Raw genomic sequence first — 16,894 nt, 5'->3', positions numbered from 1 at the left:
TAAGTCTTAAGACTTGGGAGAGTAGGTCACTGCAAGGTCTGCCAAAAACACGTAACCTCTTCACGATACATAACAAAAGCCCCGGTTCATAAGAACCGGGGCTTTTTGCGTTAAAACGCAACGGACAAACACACCAAAACCAGAACAGAACGCAAAGCACGCGAAATGACCGCAACAGTGCCATTAGCGGCTTTCCTGATAAGCTTCGAAGCCTGTCGGCCCCCTCTTCCGGTCTATAGCTTGACCGGACACACGCGCTCCTGAGCAAAGTTGGGGCCGGCGGCTCGACGTCACACAGCTCTGCTCTGGTGCCGTGCTAGCCACTGCTCCACTAGCACATTAAAGGCGTGCGGCTGCTCATAAGGCACGCAATGGCCGCTCTTGTCGATGACATGAAGTTCTGACCCATCAATGCCCGCTTGAAGCTCATAGGAGCATTCTGGCGGGGTGGTGGTGTCGGCCTCCCCCACAACAATAAGTGTCGGACAGTCAATCAGCGCCAGGTTCGCTCGCGTATCCGGACGTTGCATTATTGCATTCTGCTGCCCCCGATAGGCCTCCACCCCGAAATCGTCCCACGCACTGACAAGGCTTTGTCGTAACTCCAGCGGCAGTGCGCCTGCATGCAAGGCGCTTTGGGTCGAATTCACGATGGCAGCGGCAACTATGCCCTCGCGCTCCGCCAGTTCAAGCAAGCTTTTGCGACGGTTCGTACTGGCGGGGTCTTCGGGGCGGGCAGAGGTATCAACGAGAATTAGGCTAATAAGCCGCTCGCGAAAACGCGGCATGGCAGCCAACGCGATATACCCGCCCATAGACCAAGCGGCCAGGTGGCAGCGAGCGGGGAGTTGCTCAAGGACCACATCAGCCATGGCCTCGATGGAGTCGCAGTATTGCTGGCCTTCCGGCACGATGAGCGGGCGTTTCCCGCCAAAATGCTGGATCTGGTAGTGCCAGGAGCGATGATCCGACTGCAAACCGGGCAGCAGAACGAGTGGATCAAGCATGGAGGTTCTCGGTGACATGGACGCCCACCGCATCGGCATCGGCATGGTGACAGGCGACCTGACGAGCCCCTTCGATGCTGCGGAGCTGTGGGCGTTCGGCGCTGCAGCGCTCGGTGGCCAGAGGGCAGCGCGTGCGAAAGTGGCAGCCGCTTGGCGGGTTGAGCGGGCTGGGGAGCTCGCCTCTCGCCGATGCATGGCGTTGACGAGCTTCGGGGACGGGCCTCGGCACCGCGGCGAGCAAGGTTCGGCTATAGGGGTGCAGCGGCCTCGAAAAAATGTCGCTCGAAGGCCCGATCTCAACGAGCCGCCCGAGGTACATGACCGCAACGCGGTCAGCGACGTGCGCAACAACGGACATATCGTGCGACACGAAGACCAGGGTCAGGCCCATCTCGCTCTGCAGCTCGACGATGAGGTTGAGGATCTGGGCCTGGATCGACACATCAAGAGCCGAAACGGGCTCGTCGGCAACGATGAGGCGCGGTTTGAGGGCGATGGCCCGAGCAATACCGACCCGCTGACACTGCCCCCCCGAAAGTTCGTGCGGGAACCGATCGAGCAGGTGAGCGGAGAGCCCGACCTGACGCGCCAGCTCCTCAACGCGCGCATTAATCTGGTCAGGTGTCCCAAACCGGTAGTTGCGGAGCACTTCAGCGATGATCGCCCGTGCCCGCATTCGTGGGTTGAGCGAAGCATATGGATCCTGAAACACCATCTGGAAGTCCCGCCGCGCCTCCTTGAGCGCAGCGTTCCCGAGCTCGGCCGGGTCGCGACCCTTCAACACCATCGTTCCAGACGTGGGTGGTTCAAGTTGCATGATCATTCGGGCGAGTGACGATTTTCCGCATCCGCTCTCGCCCACGAGACCAAGGGTTTCGCCGGGCAGCACATCGAGAGTAACGTCATCGACGGCGTGAAGATTTCGCACGGGGCCGCCGAGCCGCGCGGGGCCCATTGCGTAAGTCTTGCTGATCCCGCGCAGTGACAGGAAAGGTTTGCCGGTCATGCCCAGGCCCTTACGATCTCATGGTTGCTTATCGCCTCGAAGACGGCCGTGTCACGAATGCAGAGCGATCGGTGGTTCGCGCCGATTTCATGGGCGTCGGGCAGGGGGGCATTGCAATGGCCCGTCGCAAAGCGGCAACGGGGAGCAAAGGTGCAACCCGGGTTCCGGTGATCAAGACGAGGGACCGACCCGGCGATTTCGGTGAGATGGCTGCGCAGCGTCGAGCCATATCCAGGCAGGGATTGCAGCAGACCGGCAGTATAGCCGTGGGACGGACGGGAGAAGACACGCTCAACGGGCCCTTCTTCGACGATCCTGCCGGCGTACATGACCATCATTCGATCGGCAGTGCTGGCGACGACGCCCAGGTCATGGGTGATCAGGATCACGCTCATCGATAACTCGGATTTGAGTTCGCCGATGAGTTCCAGGATTTGGGCCTGCACCGTCACATCGAGTGCTGTTGTCGGTTCGTCGGCGATGAGAACTTCCGGATTGCAGGCGAGAGCCATAGCGATCATGACACGCTGGCGCATGCCGCCAGAAAGCTCATGGGGGTAGGCTTGAAGACGGTTCCGGGCGTCGGGGATACGGACAAGGTCGAGCATCTCAAGCGCCCTTGACCTAGCGGCTTTTGCGTCCGCGCCCCGATGGCGCTGAACGACTTCGGCGATCTGCATGCCGACGGTGTGAACAGGATCGAGCGACGTCATCGGGTCCTGGAACACCATGCCAATGCGATTTCCGCGCACATTGCGGAGTTCGGCTTCGTTGAGATCGAGCAGGTTAGTCGGGCCAAGCCGGATTGAGCCCGAAATTTTAGCGGAGCCAGGCGGCAGCAGACCCATGATCGCCATCGCCGTGACGCTCTTGCCACAACCGGATTCACCAACGAGGCTTAGTATTTCTCCCCTGGCGAGAGAGAACGAGATCTCGTCGAGCGCGAGAACGGCCCCGTTTTCGTTCTCGAAGGTGAGATTTAGGTGTTCGACTGAAAGCGTGTCGGTCACAGGCTCGTTCTCCGGCTCTTGCGTGGATCAAGGGTGTCGCTCAGCCGGTCCCCAAGGATGTTCACTGCAAGGACGAGGAGAGACAGCAGGACGCCGGGATAAAGCATAAGTACCGGTTGCACGCGGAAGGTTGAGCGGGCGTCAGCCATCATGCCGCCCCAACTGGGAACCTCAGGAGAGATGCCGACACCAAGGAAGCTCAGGACGGCCGAAGCGATGATCGCCGATGCACAGGCATAGGTGGCTTGCACCAGTACCGGGCCCATCGTGCCGGGCAGGATGTGACGCCAGATCAGGGCAAGGCCCGACGTGCCGATAGAAATTGCCGCCGTGACATGAGGTTGACTACGAACGCCGAGGACTACGGAGCGGACAAGGCGCACCATCCGCGGAATCTCTGGGATAGCAATGGCGATGATGACCGTGAGCAATCCTGCATTGAGGATCGAGGCGAAGGCGATCGCGAGCAGGATAGCCGGGATCGCCATCATCGCGTCGGTGAGACGCATGACGATCGCCCCGCCTATACGGGAGAGACCGGCATAAACTCCAATCGCAACACCGAAGACCGTCGTCAGGATAGCCACCGAAAAACCGACGAGCAGGGAGACGCGTGTCCCATATACGGCACGTGCGAAGACATCGCGGCCAAGGTGGTCTCGCCCCCAGATAGCCCCCGCTTCCGGAGAACTCAAACGATGGGCCGGATCGATTTTGAGCGGATCGCCGGCAACAACTGGTGCGAATATAGCCAGGAGCACCAAGACTATCAGGAACAGGCAGCAGAGCGTGATCGCTCGGTTGCGTCCCATATGGCGCAGCAGGGGGCCCACGGGGTGTGATGGAACAGCGGATTCGATGATGGCCACAGGTTAGCCCTTCACGCGCGGATCAAAGAGCGCGTAACTCATGTCCACTGCGATGTTTATGAGAATGAGGAGCACCGAAAAGAACAGGATGACGCCCTGAACCACCGGGTAGTCACGACGCGTGATCGCGTCGACGGTCAGACGGCCAATGCCTGGTATGTTGAATACAGACTCGGTTACGACCACACCGCCAATCAGCGTCGCAAAGCCGATACCGATCACCGTGATGACCGGTACCCCGGCATTTTTCAGCGCGTGTATGACCAGGATACGCCGGGTCGACAGACCCTTGGCGCGCGCGGTGCGAATATGGTTCTCGCTCAGCACTTCCAGCATAGAGGCCCGAGTGACGCGAGCGATCAGGGCAGCAAAAACGAGAGCCAGAGCCATTGCTGGCAGCGCAACGCTACGCAAAGTAGCGAGGATTCCGTCTGCGAGCGGGACATATCCCTGCACTGGCAACCACTTTAGCTGCACGGCAAATACATAAGCCAGCAGGTACCCGATGACGAAGACCGGGACCGAGAAACTCAACACCGCGAATGCCATTATGCCGCGATCGATCCAGGTATTGACCTTCCATGCTGCGATGACACCCAGCGGGACGGCAATAACGACGGTAAGGATCAGCGTGGCGATGGCGAGCACGAAGGTCGGCTCAAGGCGCTGAGCTATTAGCTTGGTCACCGGCTGGTTGGAATAGATGGATTCGCCCAGGTCGAGCCTAAGCGCATTTCCAGCCCAAACCACGAACCGCGTAGGCAGCGGTTGATCCAGGTGCAGTCGTTCACGGATGACCTCGACTTGTGCGGGCGTTGCGTTGTCGCCGGCAAGCAGGACAGCTGGATCGCCTGGGGTCAGGTTGACGAGTGAAAAGATAAAGATCGCGACCAAAAGCACGATCGGAACGGCCGATGCTATGCGGCCGGCAAGATAGGTCAGCATGGTCTCCCCCCGACGGTGGCTGCCCGGTCTGAACCGGGCAGCCGCTACACGGACTAGTGCTTGCGCCTGACGTTCCAGAAGAAGGGCACAGGACTGTCAATGAACCCCTCCAGGTTGGTTGCGACGCCTTGTGCGATCGAGGCTTGCCCAAGGGGCACGAAGGGCACCAGGTCATAGGCAACCCGCTGCATGTCCTCGGCAAGACGCTTCTGTTCTGCAAGGTCTGAGGTGGCAGCGAATTTCACCCGCAGGTCTCGGAGTTCGGCAGAGTCAGCCCAACCATACCAGCCGTTCAGCCCCTGACCCGCGACATAGACATTCGTCATCGGGTTGGACTGGTCCACGAACCCCCAGCCGGTGAAGAAGACGTTCCAGCCACCTTTATCCCCGGGCTCTTTGCTGGTGCGGCGTGTGGACACCGTGGCCCAATCGGTCATCTGCTCGTCTACGACGAAACCGGCCTCCTCGAGCATGGGCTTCAAGACCGAATACGCGCGATCATGGAACGGATTTTCGGTGACATGGAGCAGCAGGACGGGGGTGCCATCGTAGCCGGCCTCCGCAAGCAAAGCCTTCGCCTTGTCGAGGTCGCGTCTTACGATGCGGTCGGTGTTGACCTCGCTCTCGAACGGCGAGCCGCAGAAGAACACGGCGGCACAGAGCTGGTAGAGGTCCGTACGGTCGCCGTAGATGGCCTGCATGAAGGGCGCCTGTTCAAGCGACCACTGCAGAGCCTCGCGAATTTTGGGGTTGTCGAACGGCGGGTTGAGATGGTTGACCACGAGTTGCAGGCTGTTGCCGGCCTGAGGCGAGATCAGAACCTTTGCGGTCGTGGATTCCTCAATGACTGGCATCATGTCGGCGCCAACGTCTTCGACCCAGTCTATTTCTCCATTGACCAGCGCATCGGCCGCCTGGGCCGGATCTGGGATATAGTGGGCTTCGACGCGATCGAAATAGGCAACCTTGCCACCGGCAGCCATGTTCGCTGGCTCGGCGCGCGGAACGTAGTCCTCGAATTTCTCGTAAACGGCGACGCTGCCTGGAACCCATTCGTCGACGACCATGCGGTAGGGGCCTGAGCCAATGATCTCCTTGACAGGATCACCCGGATCCTGTGCCGCCAGGCGCGCCGGCATGATTACCGGCACGTTGGACGAGATCTTGCCGAGCGCGGGCAAAACCTGGCCCCACGGCTCTGTCATCTTGAGGACAAGCGTCTTTTCATCTTTGGCTGCTAAGGATTCCGTCTTGGAAAACAGGATTTTGCCGAGGCCGTCGACCTTGCCCCAGCGCTGCAGGGAAGCGACGGCGTCGGCAGCCGTTACGGGTGCGCCGTCGTGAAACTTGAGGCCGTCACGCAGTGTGATCGTGTAGGTGAGCTGGTCGTCCGAGAGCGTGTAACCCTCGGCCATTTGCGGCTGAACCTGATAGTTTGAATCGAGCGCGAACAGTGTGTCGTAGACAAGGTAAGCCACGTTACGGATGGTGAAATTGGTCGTGGCGATTGGATCCATCGTGTTGACGTCTCCATTTACGCGCAATTTCAACACTTCAAGCGCGTGTGCAGTGGCGCTGCTACCGAGCAATAGGGCAGTGGTCACCGCCGCAGAGATGAGCGATCTCATTCGCATATATTTGGTCTCCTCCCGACCGCATTAGTCGCGCAAAACGTTACGCATTGAGGTCCCTTCATTGGTCTGGACGCTCTTTCTCGTAGGTCGTTGCGTTTGCACGAAACGATTTGTGTTTATCCAATGCCTTTGCATGCGACAAGATACAAAATACGTCACATGGGCACGTCGGGCGAATGGCCGATCTGGAGTCAGGGCCGTGGTTTCGATATTGACGAAACGTTTCGTGTTGGCTCTTGTAGAAGCAATGGGAGCTAAAAATTGCCTACTATCAAGGACGTAGCGCGGATCGCCAAGGTGTCGATAACGACGGTGTCGGCGACTATCAATGGAACTGCGCCGGTCAGCGAGGAGCTTCAGCGGCGTGTTTGGGCGGCAGTTGAAGAAGCTGGATACCATCCCAATCCGCTCGCGCAGAATTTGCGGAAAGGCATTTCAACGACAGTTGGCTTGATTGTTCCCGATATTGCCACGCCTTGGGCGGCTCATCTGGCCAAGGCTATGCAGACGGCGTTGTCCGAGCGCGGTTACAATATGCTTTTTGCCAGCAATGAAGATGATCCCGAACGAGAGCTTCGAGAGATCGACCTTTTCTCGTCGCATCGGGTTGCTGGCCTCATAATCGCTGCAACCAGCCATGGGGAGCGTTACATGGAGCGGCTTTCGGAATCCATCCGCACGCCAGCGGTTCTGGTTGATCGTATCCTCGAGGGCAGCCGCTTCGACGCCGTGACCGATGATAACCTCCTCGGAGCCCAGCTCGTCACTCGCTATCTGCTTAAGCTCGGCCACCGGGATATCGCATTCCTTGTTGGACGCCCGGGTATCTCTCCGTCGGACGAGCGCTTTGGTGGGTTCCAGTCGGCGATGGCGGAAGCAGGCATTCCGGTTCGGGAGGACCTGGTGCGACGAGAGGTCTACAAGCAAGATCATGCGTTCAGTGCCGTCCAGCAACTGATGACGCGGGCGTCCCCGCCGACAGCGATTGTTTGCATAAATATCGCCCAATTGCTCGGAACGATGGCTGGCCTCAAGAATATGGGGTTACGGGTCCCGCAGGATGTTTCCGTCATTAGCTTTGATGGCTTCCACCCTGCGGAGGGTTGGGCTCCGAGCATTACATCTCTCAGCCAGGACATCGCTACTACTGCCAAACAGGCTGCGGAGCTCCTTCTTGCCCGGATATCTGGAACGCTTGTGGGTGAGCCGCGTCTGATCAGGGTGCAGCCCGGCCTCAAGGTGCGAGAATCCTGCCGCCAGATATAGGTGGAGCCGACTAAGCCGAACTGAACCGTTTTGTGGAGTGAGGTGGAGGCGGTTGCACGGGGGCTGGGCAGGTTAACCCCGTGCTGTGAATTGTCGTTGCTGCCAAAGAATAGTGCGGGTGCGCGAGGGGGAGCGTTTGGTCCTGCCTTGGGTGTTCGCCGACATGAGTCCTCGCTTCTTTGCCGGCGGCAATGATACCCGCGCAGCTAGGCTATCATGGAGAAAAGTTCTGCGTCCTCGCCGATCCCGGCATTTGGGGTTGTGAGCAATGTATCGCCATAAAACACCGAATTTGCGCCGGCCACCAGACACAGTACTTGCGCTTCGCGGCTCATCGAGGACCGTCCGGCCGAGAGGCGCACAGTCGAGCTTGGCATGACGAGCCGCGTGGTTGCGACCATTCGTACAATCTCGATCGGATCCACGGGTGGGCGGTCTGCCAACGGCGTGCCCTTGATCGGTACGAGTGCGTTAATCGGGACGCTTTCGGGGTGAGGGCTCATAGATCCAAGGACCTGCAACATCGAGGCTCTGTCGCGCGTGGACTCGCCCATACCGATAATACCGCCGCAACACAGATCAATACCGAAAGAGCGGACAATGGACAGGGTGTCCAGCCTGTCTTCGTAGGTACGGGTGGTGATGATTTCGCCGTAAAACTCGGGGCTGGAGTCGAGGTTGTGATTGTAAGCGGTTAGGCCCGCCGCCGCGAGCCGCTCGGCGTGGTGCGGTTTAAGCATGCCAAGGGTGACGCAGGCTTCCATGTCGAGGGCGCGTACGCCCTCGACCATTTCGATAACGGCGTCGAATTCTTCTCCGTCGCGCACCTGGCGCCATGCTGCGCCCATGCAAAAACGTTCGGCTCCGGCCGCCTTGGCAGTTTTCGCTATCGCGAGGACCTTTGTCGGGTCCATTAGTTTGTCTCGAGTCAAGTTGACCTCGCGATGGTGGGCCGATTGAGGGCAGTAGGCGCAATTCTCCGGGCAGCCGCCCGTCTTGATCGACAGCAGACTGGCCTTCTGGACGTTGTTCGGATCGTGATTTTGACGGTGTACCGAGTTTGCGCGGCCGACCAGCTCAAGCAAAGGCAAGTCGTGTAGGTCAGCTATTTGGTCGACGGTCCAGTCGTGTCTGATCGTTCCATCCGCCGCCGTCACTTGCGATTGCTCCAGCGCCAGAGGATGCTGATCGGAAATGCGATACTGGAGGCTGCGACGATGCCGATCTTCACCAGATCGCCCAGGAGGAACGGGGCTATTCCTGTGGCAAGCAATTGGCTTGCTGGGACATAGATGGCAAGCCAAGCCACGCCCATAGCGTAGATTGGGATCATGCCGACGAGCATCGCGCCAACCCGGCAAATGAAACCCTTGCCGGCCGCTAGAGTGCCAACGAGCCATGAGGCTACTAGGTAACCGAGTAGATAGCCGCCGGTGGGGCCGGCCATGTAGGCGAGGCCAATTCCACGTTCCGGCGAGCCGGAAAAGACCGGCAGACCTGCCGCGCCGGCCGCGAGATAGGTGATGAAGATCGAAACCGCGATGCGCGGGCCAAATGCTACGGCAAAGCCCATAACGGCCATAGTGTGAAGTGTCATGGGCACAGGCCAAAATGGAATTTGGACCTTTGCGGCGACCACCATCACGGCTGCGCCGATGACGATGATGAAGGCCCATGGCATTGGTAGGCTGTGTTGCCTTTGAGGGACTCCGGGAGTGGCGTTGTCCATGTCTTATCTCCGTGATAGAATATTATAGATAATTATGCGAATCTATCGCTAAAAAATATCCATAGAAGTGCGATCACGGCAATAGCCATGCTTGGGAGACGATTTTTAGTCGTGAGATTGCGGGGGCAGAGGCCTATCTGGGCCTTTTCTGACCAATCGTCTGGACGTGCCGCGCGAGCACTGACGCCGCCGTTTGGGCCTGGCCTGCTCTCAGGGCGTCGAGTATTGCCCGATGATCTCTGTCAGTCGGAGCCTCCCATTCGGCCCGCCAGCCAGAAAACAAAAACCGGGCGCTTGCGGTATGCAGGTCATCAATTGCTTTGAGCAACCGAGGCATTCCGCATGGAGCCAAGATGATGCGATGAAACGCGCGATTGGCCTCCTCCCATGTTTGAACGTCTTGCGCGCGATCACCCGCCTTGTTCGCCTCTTCGGCCTGATCGAGGATGGCCCTGGTCAGGTGCGGAACTGCATTGCGTAGCGCCAGTGTCTCCAAAGCGGCGCGCATCTCTGCGACCTCGCGCACCTCGTCCAGGCTAAAGCCCGCAACCCTCACGCCCCGGCGGGGCTCGCTGACGACCAGTCCCTGGGACTCGAGCAGCCTAAACGCCTCGCGGACGGGCACATGGCTGGCGCCAAACTCTTCGGCAAGGTGGTCCTGCCGCAGTTTTGTGCCTGGCTCTATTTCGCCAGCGATGATGCGACTGGCGAGGGTTTTGCTGATCTGCGCAGCGATCACGTCTGATTTGGCGGTTGTCATAAATTTATAGATAATTCGATTGGCGATGCCTGTCGACTAGCAACGCAATCGAATGGGGTGTCCGGGGCAGATACTTACCGGATATCGAGTCCGTAACGATTTGGGGCAGGCACAGCCAGAACTTGATGGCTGCGCCTGCCCGAGGCTTACTTTCTGTGATCTTACCGTGGATCAGGTCTTGGGCAGCCCTGGCGGATTGGTCCGCGAGGCTTCGACAGCTTCGGCGGCGATGTTCCAACGTTCGAGGCTCTGGGCGTAAAGGCCGTTTTCGATCAGGCCGTTGATGGCAATGGTGATGGCGTCGGCAATGCCTGCGCCCATGCGGGTGGTGGCTGCGATTTCGGCCTTCACCGGCCAGCCGCCACTCTGTACGCCGACGAGGCGGGTGCCGCCCGTCACCGCGGAGGAATAGGAGAGGGTCGGGTTGGGGTTGAACTCGACATCGGCGCGACCAGACTGGATGGCCAGGGTGCTGGCGGCGGAGTCGTCGTAGTACTGGACTTCAATAGGAGCGAGGCCGGCTTCCTTGTTCAGGCGATCCCATTCGAGGATGATCTTTTCCTGATTGGTGCCGGCGCCGGTGATGACTTTCAGGCCCGCAATGTCCTTCGGTTCCGTGATCGACTGGATCGGGCTATCCTTGCGGACATAAAAGCCCAGAACGTCCTGGCGATAGCTCGAGAAATCGAACTTTTCCTTGCGCTCTTCGGTGACGGTAACGTTGGAAAACACCGCATCATACTTGCCAGAGCTGACGCCCAGCGGCCAATCGGCCCAGGCGGTAGCAACGAGATTGAGTTTGAGACCAAGGGAGTCGGCGACTAGCGAGGCAAGATCTGGGTCGAAGCCGACCAGCGCCTGACCATCGGTGGCATAGGTGGCGATCGGCGGATCCCAGGGGGAGACGGCGACGGTGAATTTGCCATCAGCGGCAAACTTGTAGCCGGCCGGGATGGCGGCGATGGCGGCCTGATTGGGATCGGCCTTGAGGCGGCCGGGCTGTTCGGGGCTGAGGTCGAATTCGGCAGCATGGCCGGCGCTGATGAGCGTCAGCAGGGCGGCGCCGGTGAGAAGGGGTTTGAGTTTCATGTCGTCTTCCTGGTTCTGAGGGATGCGCTAGGGAAATGTCTCCAACGTCGCGCGGGCGCTGGAGCGAAGATCATTCGACCGCCAGTGGTGTTGCGGCCTTGGCTCGCCAACCGAGGGCTGGGGCGATGCGGGTGATGGTGTCGGTGAGGATCTGTTCGTATTCCTCGCGCTTGAACTCGTAGGAAAGTTCGATGCGCAGTTCTGAGATGAGTGGGAGGACCGGATCATCGAGCAGCCATTCGACGATCTGTTCCGCGGGGCCGACGAGATCGCGCGGAAAAAGCGTGCGGCGCTCCCCTTGCGGCCTAAAAGTGCGTTCGAGACGTGAGGCGGCATAGGCTTGGTAGCGGGCGATGCGCGACGGCGGCGCGGAGTCTGTGGGAACGATCACGCGGCCGAGCGCGACGCGGGCGGGGTGGCCATTGAGGGCTGCGTGCCAGGTGTTGATCAGATTGACCTGAGCTGTGTGGAAATCGTCGGTGCCTTCGCCGGAAATGACATTGCCAGTGAGGAGATTGAAGCCGTTTTCGCCGGCCCAGCGCGCGGAGCGTTGTGAGCCACCGCCATACCAGAGGCGGTTGACCAGACCCTCGGCATAGGGTTGGAGGCGCGGGCGCTGCGGGCCGAAGGGGGTAGCGACGAAGGTGTCGTCGTCGCCGAGATAATCGCCGTCAAGATTGTCGCGAAAACGCTTGATGCGCTCGTGGCTGAGGTCGTGCTGTTTCCAGTCACCATCGTGGATCAGATGGGCGATGAGATGGCTATGGGGCGGGATGCCAGCGCTGAGGCCGACATTGAGGCGGCCGCGCGAGAGCACCTCGACCATGGAAAGGTCTTCGGCGAGGCGGAAGGGGCTTTCATAACCGATCTGGATGACGGCCGAACCGAGCTGAATACGGCTGGTGTGCTGACTTGCGGCTGCGAGGAAGACGGCAGCTGAACCGATGCCAGGTTCGAGGTGCCGCTGACGAACCCAGGCGCTGTCGAAGCCGAGCTTTTCGCCGAAGACGATTATGTCGAGCGTTTCGTCAATGCCGGCAAAGGGGGCGGCATCGACGAAATTGCCGGGGGTCAGAAAACCGATCTCTTTGATGTGTTGGGTCATGCTCGTCATTCCAGAAGAGAAGGGCGCGGGCGGACAGGGAGGAGGGAGAAGCACCGCCCGCGCTAGAGATCGCCGGTCGTTGGGGCCGAACGATCCCAAGGGCCCGTCGTCGTCATTGCCCAACTTGTCCACGCATAGCCCGTCGAGGCATGGAAAGAGGGAGGACGGCGAGGGGTTGAGGGCTAGAGAACCTTGGCGAGGAACTCTGCAGTTCGGGAATGCGAAGGGGCGCTGAAGAGACGCTCAGGCGGCGCGATTTCGAGGATCTTGCCGGCTTCCATGAAGACGATGCGGTCGGCGACTTCACGAGCAAAACCGATTTCGTGGGTGACGATCACCAGCGTCGTACCGGACTTGGCGAGTTCCTTGATGACGTCGAGCACTTCGCCAACCAATTCGGGATCGAGGGCCGAGGTGGGTTCGTCAAAGAGCAGAACCTTTGGGCGGAGCGCTAGTGCGCGGGCGATGGCAACGCGCTGCTGCTGGCCGCCAGAGAGATGGCGCGGATAGGCGTCAGCTTTGTCGGCGAGGCCAACGCGAGCGAGGAGATCGCGGGCTTGGGCAATGGCCTCTTCGCGCGACAGGCCGGCGACGGATATGGGGGCCTCGATGACGTTTTCGAGGGCGGTCAGGTGGGGGAAGAGATTGAAATTCTGGAACACCATGCCGACACCGGCGCGGCGACGGCGGATGGCGGGCTCTTTCAACTCGTGGAGGGCATCGCCGTGTCGTTCATAGCCGATGAGCTCGCTATCGATTGCGATGATGCCGGTGTTCACACGCTCAAGGTGATTGATGGTGCGCAGAAGGGTCGACTTGCCGGCGCCGGAGGGCCCGACGATGGCGACGACTTCGCCCGACGCAACGGTGAGATCAACGCTATCGAGCACTTTCAGGCTGCCGAAGGACTTGTTGACGCCGTGGATCTCGATTTCACCGCCAATGCGACCGGTTTCGAAGCCAGCGATCGGCTTGCGGTCGGAAATGATCGAGGTGGGCTCGGTGGCCCGAGGCTGAAGCGCGTTGCGGCTGATCAGCCGGAAGAGCTTGTCGACCAATGGGGGGAGTGTTTCGCGGCGGGCGCCGCGGGAATAGTAGTGCTCGATGAAGTATTGGATCGTCGAGAGCACGATCATGATGATGAGGTACCAGACGGTCGCCACCATCAGCAGCGGAATGACTTCCAGATTGCGGCGGTAGATGACCTGCACGGTGTAGAAGAGTTCGGGGAGGGCGAGCACGTAGACGATGGACGTCGCCTTGGCGAGGCCGATGATCTCGTTGAAACCCGAGGGCAGAATGGCGCGCATGGCCTGCGGCAGGACGATGTGGACCGCTTGGCGCCAGCGGCTAAGGCCAAGAGCAGCTGCGGCTTCGTGCTGGCCCTGATCGACTGACAGAATGCCGCCGCGGATGATTTCGGAGGAGAAGGCCGCCTGGTTGAGGCTAAGGCCGATAATGGCAACGGTGAAGGGGCTCAGCGTTTGGACGGTATCAAACTGAAGCCAGAGAATGTCGGTGAAGGGGACGCCAAGATTGATGCTGGCATAGAGGTAGCCGAGATTGTTGAGGACCAGTAGCAGCACGATTAGCGGAATGGAGCGCAGGAGCCAGATGTAACCCCAGGAGAGACCCGAAAGCAGCGGAGATTGGGACACTCGGGCGAAGGCGAGGAGACCGCCGAGGATGAAGCCGAGGATTGCGGAAATGCCAGTCAGAAGCAGGGTGCGGTCCAGGCCGGCGATGACCGGTTCGGAGAGAAAATATTGCGCGAAGAGCGCCCAGCCCCAGCGCTCATTGGTGAGAATGGAATGCAACGATATGGCGATGACGGTGGCGGCGAGCAAACTGCCGGCAACGCGCCAGGGGTGCCTTGCCGGAACTATGTGGAGCTGGTGCAGATCGCGCGCACCCTTTTGTGTCGGGGCGCCAGAATCAATATTCGCTGCCGATGCCATTCTAGAACCTATTCTATCAATTTAGTGGATATTATGTGATGACTGGCCTCTCAATAAGTGTTTGTCTTTCTTACTTTTGACGGGTGGAGAAACTATTTGTCCTTCGTCGACGCTACTTTCGCATCACTGTTCCGGCCGAATAGAATGCCGGCAAGGGGCGCTAGTGGCTTCTCAAAGGCGAGGATCTGGATGTCCTCCGGATTGGCATCGAGATCGAATAGCGCGGAATAGCCAGTGGTGAGATAGAGGCCACGGGCTTCGGGCTGACGGAAGCCGGTGGTGAGATAGACGCGCTCATAACCCTGGCGGACGGCCTGTTCTTCGAGTTCGATGAGGACGCGCCTGGCGAGCCCCTGACGGCGGAAGTCCCTATCGGTCCAGACGCGTTTGAACTCCGCGGTGGTCTCGTCATAGCGCATGAAAGCGCCACCCGCGATGGGGCGACCATTGCGAAGAAGAAGGACGAACGCGCCATCCGGGGCAGCAAAACGCTCGGCGGGGTAGCGGTTCATTTCCTGAACGGCGCCGCCTTCCTCAAAATAGTTGCCGTAGCGCGTCTGATACTCGTCGGTGAGCTGCTCGACGAGCGGCTGGGCGACCGGATCAGTCGGTAGCGTGTAGAGGAAACGGTCAGTCATAGCGTGGCCTCAGCAAGGGTATTGCCGGAAAGGAAGTCTTCAACGAGATGCACCCAGTACCGGGCGGCGTCGGGAATGATGGCGTCGTTGAAATCGTAACGGGGGCTGTGGAGATCCGCGCTGTCGCCATTGCCGAGAAAGAGATAGCTGCCTGGGCGCTTTTCGAGCATGAAGGCAAAATCTTCGCTGGCGGTGATCGGGCGTAGGGTTGGGTCGACGCGGTCAGCGCCGAAGTGGCGCTTTGCGACGTTGTGGGCGAAGTGGGTCTGCGCCGCGTCGTTGACGAGGACAGGGTAGCCAGTGGGGTAGCGCAGGTCCGCCGTCGCGCCGTAGGAGGCGGCGTGGGTATGGACGAGGGCGGTGATACGCTCTCGGACGGACTGGCGCACGGTTTCGTCGAAGGAACGGACCGTCAGCTGCAGTTCGACGCTGTCCGGAATGACATTGGGCAGGCTCCCGCCATGGATGGAGCCGACGGTGACAACGGCGGCCTGCAGCGGATCGATGTTTCGCGAGACGACCGTCTGCAGGGCGAGGATGAGGCTCGCCGCGACGACGACGGGGTCGATGGAAAGGTGAGGCTTGGCGCCGTGGCCGCCTTTGCCCTGAATGCGGATGACTGCCATGTCGACCGAGGCCATGGCCGGGCCTTCGAGAAAGGCGAACTGGCCGGCGGGAATGCCGGGCCAGTTGTGAAGACCGAAGATGGTGTCGACCGGAAAGCGCTCGAAGAGTCCGTCATTGATCATCGTACGGGCGCCGCCGCCGATCTCTTCGGCGGGCTGGAAGATCAGGCGGACGGTGCCGGAAAAATTGCGGGTGGCAGCCAGCTTTTGCGCGGTGGCAAGAAGGATGGTGGTGTGGCCGTCATGGCCGCAGGCGTGCATCTTGCCAGGCGTTTGGCTCGCATAGGCAAGGCCGGTGACTTCCTCGATGGGGAGGGCGTCCATATCGGCGCGGATGCCGACGGTTTTTTCGCCGGGGCCGACGGTGAGAGAACCCACGACGCCGGTGCCGCCGATGCCGGTCTCGACATCAAAGCCCCAATCTCGCAAATAGTTTGCGACGAGGGTGCTGGTCTCGTGCTCGGCATAGGCCAGCTCCGGGCGTGTGTGGAGATAGCGGCGCAGGTTCCTAAAGTCCTCCACCGTTTCAGGTTTTAGGGGCGCCACAAAACCCATCAGCCGGCGGCCTTTTCTTGCGGCAGCGCATAGCGGCTTTCGCGGAAGGGCAGGCCGAGGTGATCGCGTAGCGTCGAGCCGATCTGTTCGCGGCTGTGGCGACCCCGCTTTTCGAGAATGGGCAGGACGTGCGCGTCAAAATCTTGCCAGCCTTGGGCAGAGACGGGGAAGCCGAGGACAAAACCGTCGGCGGCGCCGGCATCGACCCATTCAATGATCTTGTCGGCGATCTGTTCGGGCGTACCATGGAAATCGCTGCGCGGCGTCGTCTGTTCGAGCGCAACTTCGCGCAAGGTCTGGCTGCGCTGCTTGGCGCGCGACTTGATACGGTCGGTGCCGGACTGGAAATTATTGCGGCCAATATCGCCCAGTTCGGGGAAGGGCGCGTCGATATCGTATTGGCTGAAATCGTGGTGATCGAAGAAGCGGCCTAGGTAGTTGAGCGCTTCCTTGACGTTCACGAGGTTGGCGATCTCCTGGTATTTGCGCTCGACCTCTTCCTCGGTCGAGCCGACAATGACGCCGATACCGGGCAGGATTTTTATCGCCTCGGCGCCGCGGCCATGGGCGAGGGCGCCCTGTTTGAGCTTTTGGGCGAGGGTGCGGTTCTCCTCGATATTGATCGCGTTGGCGAAGACTGCATCAGCGTGGCGGCCGGCGAGATCGATGCCGGCGGGGGAGCCGCCAGCCTGAAAGA

General features: G+C 60.1%; 17 protein-coding genes. 2 read left to right on the top strand and 15 right to left on the bottom strand.

Features of this window, described 5'->3' with window-relative positions:
* Positions 1-290: 290 nt before the first annotated feature.
* From J0I64_RS14450 to J0I64_RS14435, 4 genes are read right to left on the bottom strand one after another with little or no spacing between them, the layout of a single operon-like run.
* The gene (locus J0I64_RS14450; protein WP_291409445.1) at positions 291-1,007 is read right to left on the bottom strand and encodes an alpha/beta hydrolase; all 717 of its coding nucleotides are present in this window, start codon (positions 1,005-1,007) and stop codon (positions 291-293) included.
* The gene (locus J0I64_RS14445) at positions 1,000-2,013 is read right to left on the bottom strand and encodes an oligopeptide/dipeptide ABC transporter ATP-binding protein (protein WP_291409443.1); all 1,014 of its coding nucleotides are present in this window, start codon (positions 2,011-2,013) and stop codon (positions 1,000-1,002) included. The genes J0I64_RS14450 and J0I64_RS14445 overlap by 8 nt, the downstream gene beginning before the upstream one ends.
* Positions 2,010-3,023 carry an ABC transporter ATP-binding protein gene (locus J0I64_RS14440; RefSeq protein ID WP_291409441.1) on the bottom strand — a complete coding sequence of 338 codons (1,014 nt, stop codon included), beginning with the start codon at positions 3,021-3,023 and terminating at the stop codon, positions 2,010-2,012. Before J0I64_RS14440 ends, J0I64_RS14445 begins: the two co-directional genes overlap by 4 nt.
* Complete coding sequence (locus J0I64_RS14435) at positions 3,020-3,718, bottom strand: ABC transporter permease (RefSeq protein ID WP_291409439.1); 699 nt, start codon at positions 3,716-3,718, stop codon at positions 3,020-3,022. The genes J0I64_RS14440 and J0I64_RS14435 overlap by 4 nt, the downstream gene beginning before the upstream one ends.
* 3 nt (positions 3,719-3,721) lie before the next feature.
* Between J0I64_RS14435 and J0I64_RS14430 the strand changes: the two genes are divergently transcribed.
* Entirely contained in the window at positions 3,722-3,865 is a 144-nt protein-coding gene (locus J0I64_RS14430; protein WP_291409437.1) for a hypothetical protein, read from the top strand.
* A 30-nt stretch (positions 3,866-3,895) separates the two neighbouring features.
* Here J0I64_RS14430 and J0I64_RS14425 read toward each other — a convergent pair whose 3' ends face one another.
* Positions 3,896-4,837 (bottom strand): ABC transporter permease, encoded by a 942-nt coding sequence (locus tag J0I64_RS14425; protein ID WP_291409435.1) that lies wholly within the window; start codon positions 4,835-4,837, stop codon positions 3,896-3,898.
* 53 nt (positions 4,838-4,890) lie between these two features.
* Positions 4,891-6,390 (bottom strand): ABC transporter substrate-binding protein, encoded by a 1,500-nt coding sequence (locus J0I64_RS14420; RefSeq protein ID WP_291409433.1) that lies wholly within the window; start codon positions 6,388-6,390, stop codon positions 4,891-4,893.
* Between the two features lie 342 nt (positions 6,391-6,732).
* On the opposite strand from J0I64_RS14420, the gene J0I64_RS14415 reads away from it, so the two are divergent.
* A complete protein-coding gene (locus J0I64_RS14415; protein WP_291409431.1) occupies positions 6,733-7,737 on the top strand; it encodes a LacI family DNA-binding transcriptional regulator in 1,005 nt (334 codons plus the stop codon).
* Positions 7,738-7,943: 206 nt separating this feature from the next.
* On the opposite strand, the gene bioB is transcribed toward J0I64_RS14415, so the two are convergent.
* The 9 genes from bioB to J0I64_RS14370 form a co-directional block, all read right to left on the bottom strand.
* On the bottom strand, positions 7,944-8,894 hold the full coding sequence (bioB, locus tag J0I64_RS14410; RefSeq protein ID WP_291409429.1) for a biotin synthase BioB: 951 nt from the start codon (positions 8,892-8,894) through the stop codon (positions 7,944-7,946).
* Complete coding sequence (locus J0I64_RS14405) at positions 8,891-9,418, bottom strand: biotin transporter BioY (RefSeq protein WP_291409427.1); 528 nt, start codon at positions 9,416-9,418, stop codon at positions 8,891-8,893. The genes bioB and J0I64_RS14405 overlap by 4 nt, the downstream gene beginning before the upstream one ends.
* Positions 9,419-9,599: 181 nt before the next feature.
* A complete protein-coding gene (locus J0I64_RS14400; RefSeq protein WP_291409425.1) occupies positions 9,600-10,226 on the bottom strand; it encodes a GntR family transcriptional regulator in 627 nt (208 codons plus the stop codon).
* 171 nt (positions 10,227-10,397) lie between these two features.
* Entirely contained in the window at positions 10,398-11,315 is a 918-nt protein-coding gene (locus J0I64_RS14395) for an ABC transporter substrate-binding protein (protein ID WP_291409424.1), read from the bottom strand.
* A 70-nt stretch (positions 11,316-11,385) separates the two neighbouring features.
* Positions 11,386-12,429, bottom strand: coding sequence for an LLM class flavin-dependent oxidoreductase (locus J0I64_RS14390; RefSeq protein ID WP_291409422.1), 1,044 nt, complete (start codon positions 12,427-12,429; stop codon positions 11,386-11,388).
* A gap of 173 nt (positions 12,430-12,602) precedes the next feature.
* On the bottom strand, positions 12,603-14,378 hold the full coding sequence (locus J0I64_RS14385) for an amino acid ABC transporter permease/ATP-binding protein (RefSeq protein WP_291409420.1): 1,776 nt from the start codon (positions 14,376-14,378) through the stop codon (positions 12,603-12,605).
* 92 nt (positions 14,379-14,470) lie between these two features.
* Entirely contained in the window at positions 14,471-15,016 is a 546-nt protein-coding gene (locus tag J0I64_RS14380) for a GNAT family N-acetyltransferase (protein ID WP_291409418.1), read from the bottom strand.
* Positions 15,013-16,197 carry a M20 aminoacylase family protein gene (locus J0I64_RS14375; RefSeq protein ID WP_291409416.1) on the bottom strand — a complete coding sequence of 395 codons (1,185 nt, stop codon included), beginning with the start codon at positions 16,195-16,197 and terminating at the stop codon, positions 15,013-15,015. The genes J0I64_RS14380 and J0I64_RS14375 overlap by 4 nt, the downstream gene beginning before the upstream one ends.
* The coding region (locus J0I64_RS14370) for an LLM class flavin-dependent oxidoreductase (protein ID WP_291409414.1) at positions 16,197-16,894 on the bottom strand (698 nt) is incomplete at its 5' end. The genes J0I64_RS14375 and J0I64_RS14370, both read right to left, overlap by 1 nt.

It is taken from the genome of Devosia sp., from assembly GCF_017307565.1.
Classification (GTDB): Bacteria; Pseudomonadota; Alphaproteobacteria; order Rhizobiales; family Devosiaceae; genus Devosia.
This window is presented reverse-complemented; position numbering and strand designations above follow the sequence as displayed.

Coding starts and splice junctions, on each gene's coding strand:
- J0I64_RS14375 (WP_291409416.1), bottom strand. CDS start 16,197: ATGGGTTTTGTGGCGCCCCTAAAACCTGAAACGGTGGAGGACTTTAGG.
- J0I64_RS14400 (WP_291409425.1), bottom strand. CDS start 10,226: ATGACAACCGCCAAATCAGACGTGATCGCTGCGCAGATCAGCAAAACC.
- J0I64_RS14425 (WP_291409435.1), bottom strand. CDS start 4,837: ATGCTGACCTATCTTGCCGGCCGCATAGCATCGGCCGTTCCGATCGTG.
- J0I64_RS14380 (WP_291409418.1), bottom strand. CDS start 15,016: ATGACTGACCGTTTCCTCTACACGCTACCGACTGATCCGGTCGCCCAG.
- J0I64_RS14445 (WP_291409443.1), bottom strand. CDS start 2,013: ATGACCGGCAAACCTTTCCTGTCACTGCGCGGGATCAGCAAGACTTAC.
- J0I64_RS14430 (WP_291409437.1), top strand. CDS start 3,722: ATGGGCCGGATCGATTTTGAGCGGATCGCCGGCAACAACTGGTGCGAA.
- J0I64_RS14385 (WP_291409420.1), bottom strand. CDS start 14,378: ATGGCATCGGCAGCGAATATTGATTCTGGCGCCCCGACACAAAAGGGT.
- J0I64_RS14395 (WP_291409424.1), bottom strand. CDS start 11,315: ATGAAACTCAAACCCCTTCTCACCGGCGCCGCCCTGCTGACGCTCATC.
- J0I64_RS14390 (WP_291409422.1), bottom strand. CDS start 12,429: ATGACGAGCATGACCCAACACATCAAAGAGATCGGTTTTCTGACCCCC.
- J0I64_RS14405 (WP_291409427.1), bottom strand. CDS start 9,418: ATGCCATGGGCCTTCATCATCGTCATCGGCGCAGCCGTGATGGTGGTC.
- J0I64_RS14450 (WP_291409445.1), bottom strand. CDS start 1,007: ATGCTTGATCCACTCGTTCTGCTGCCCGGTTTGCAGTCGGATCATCGC.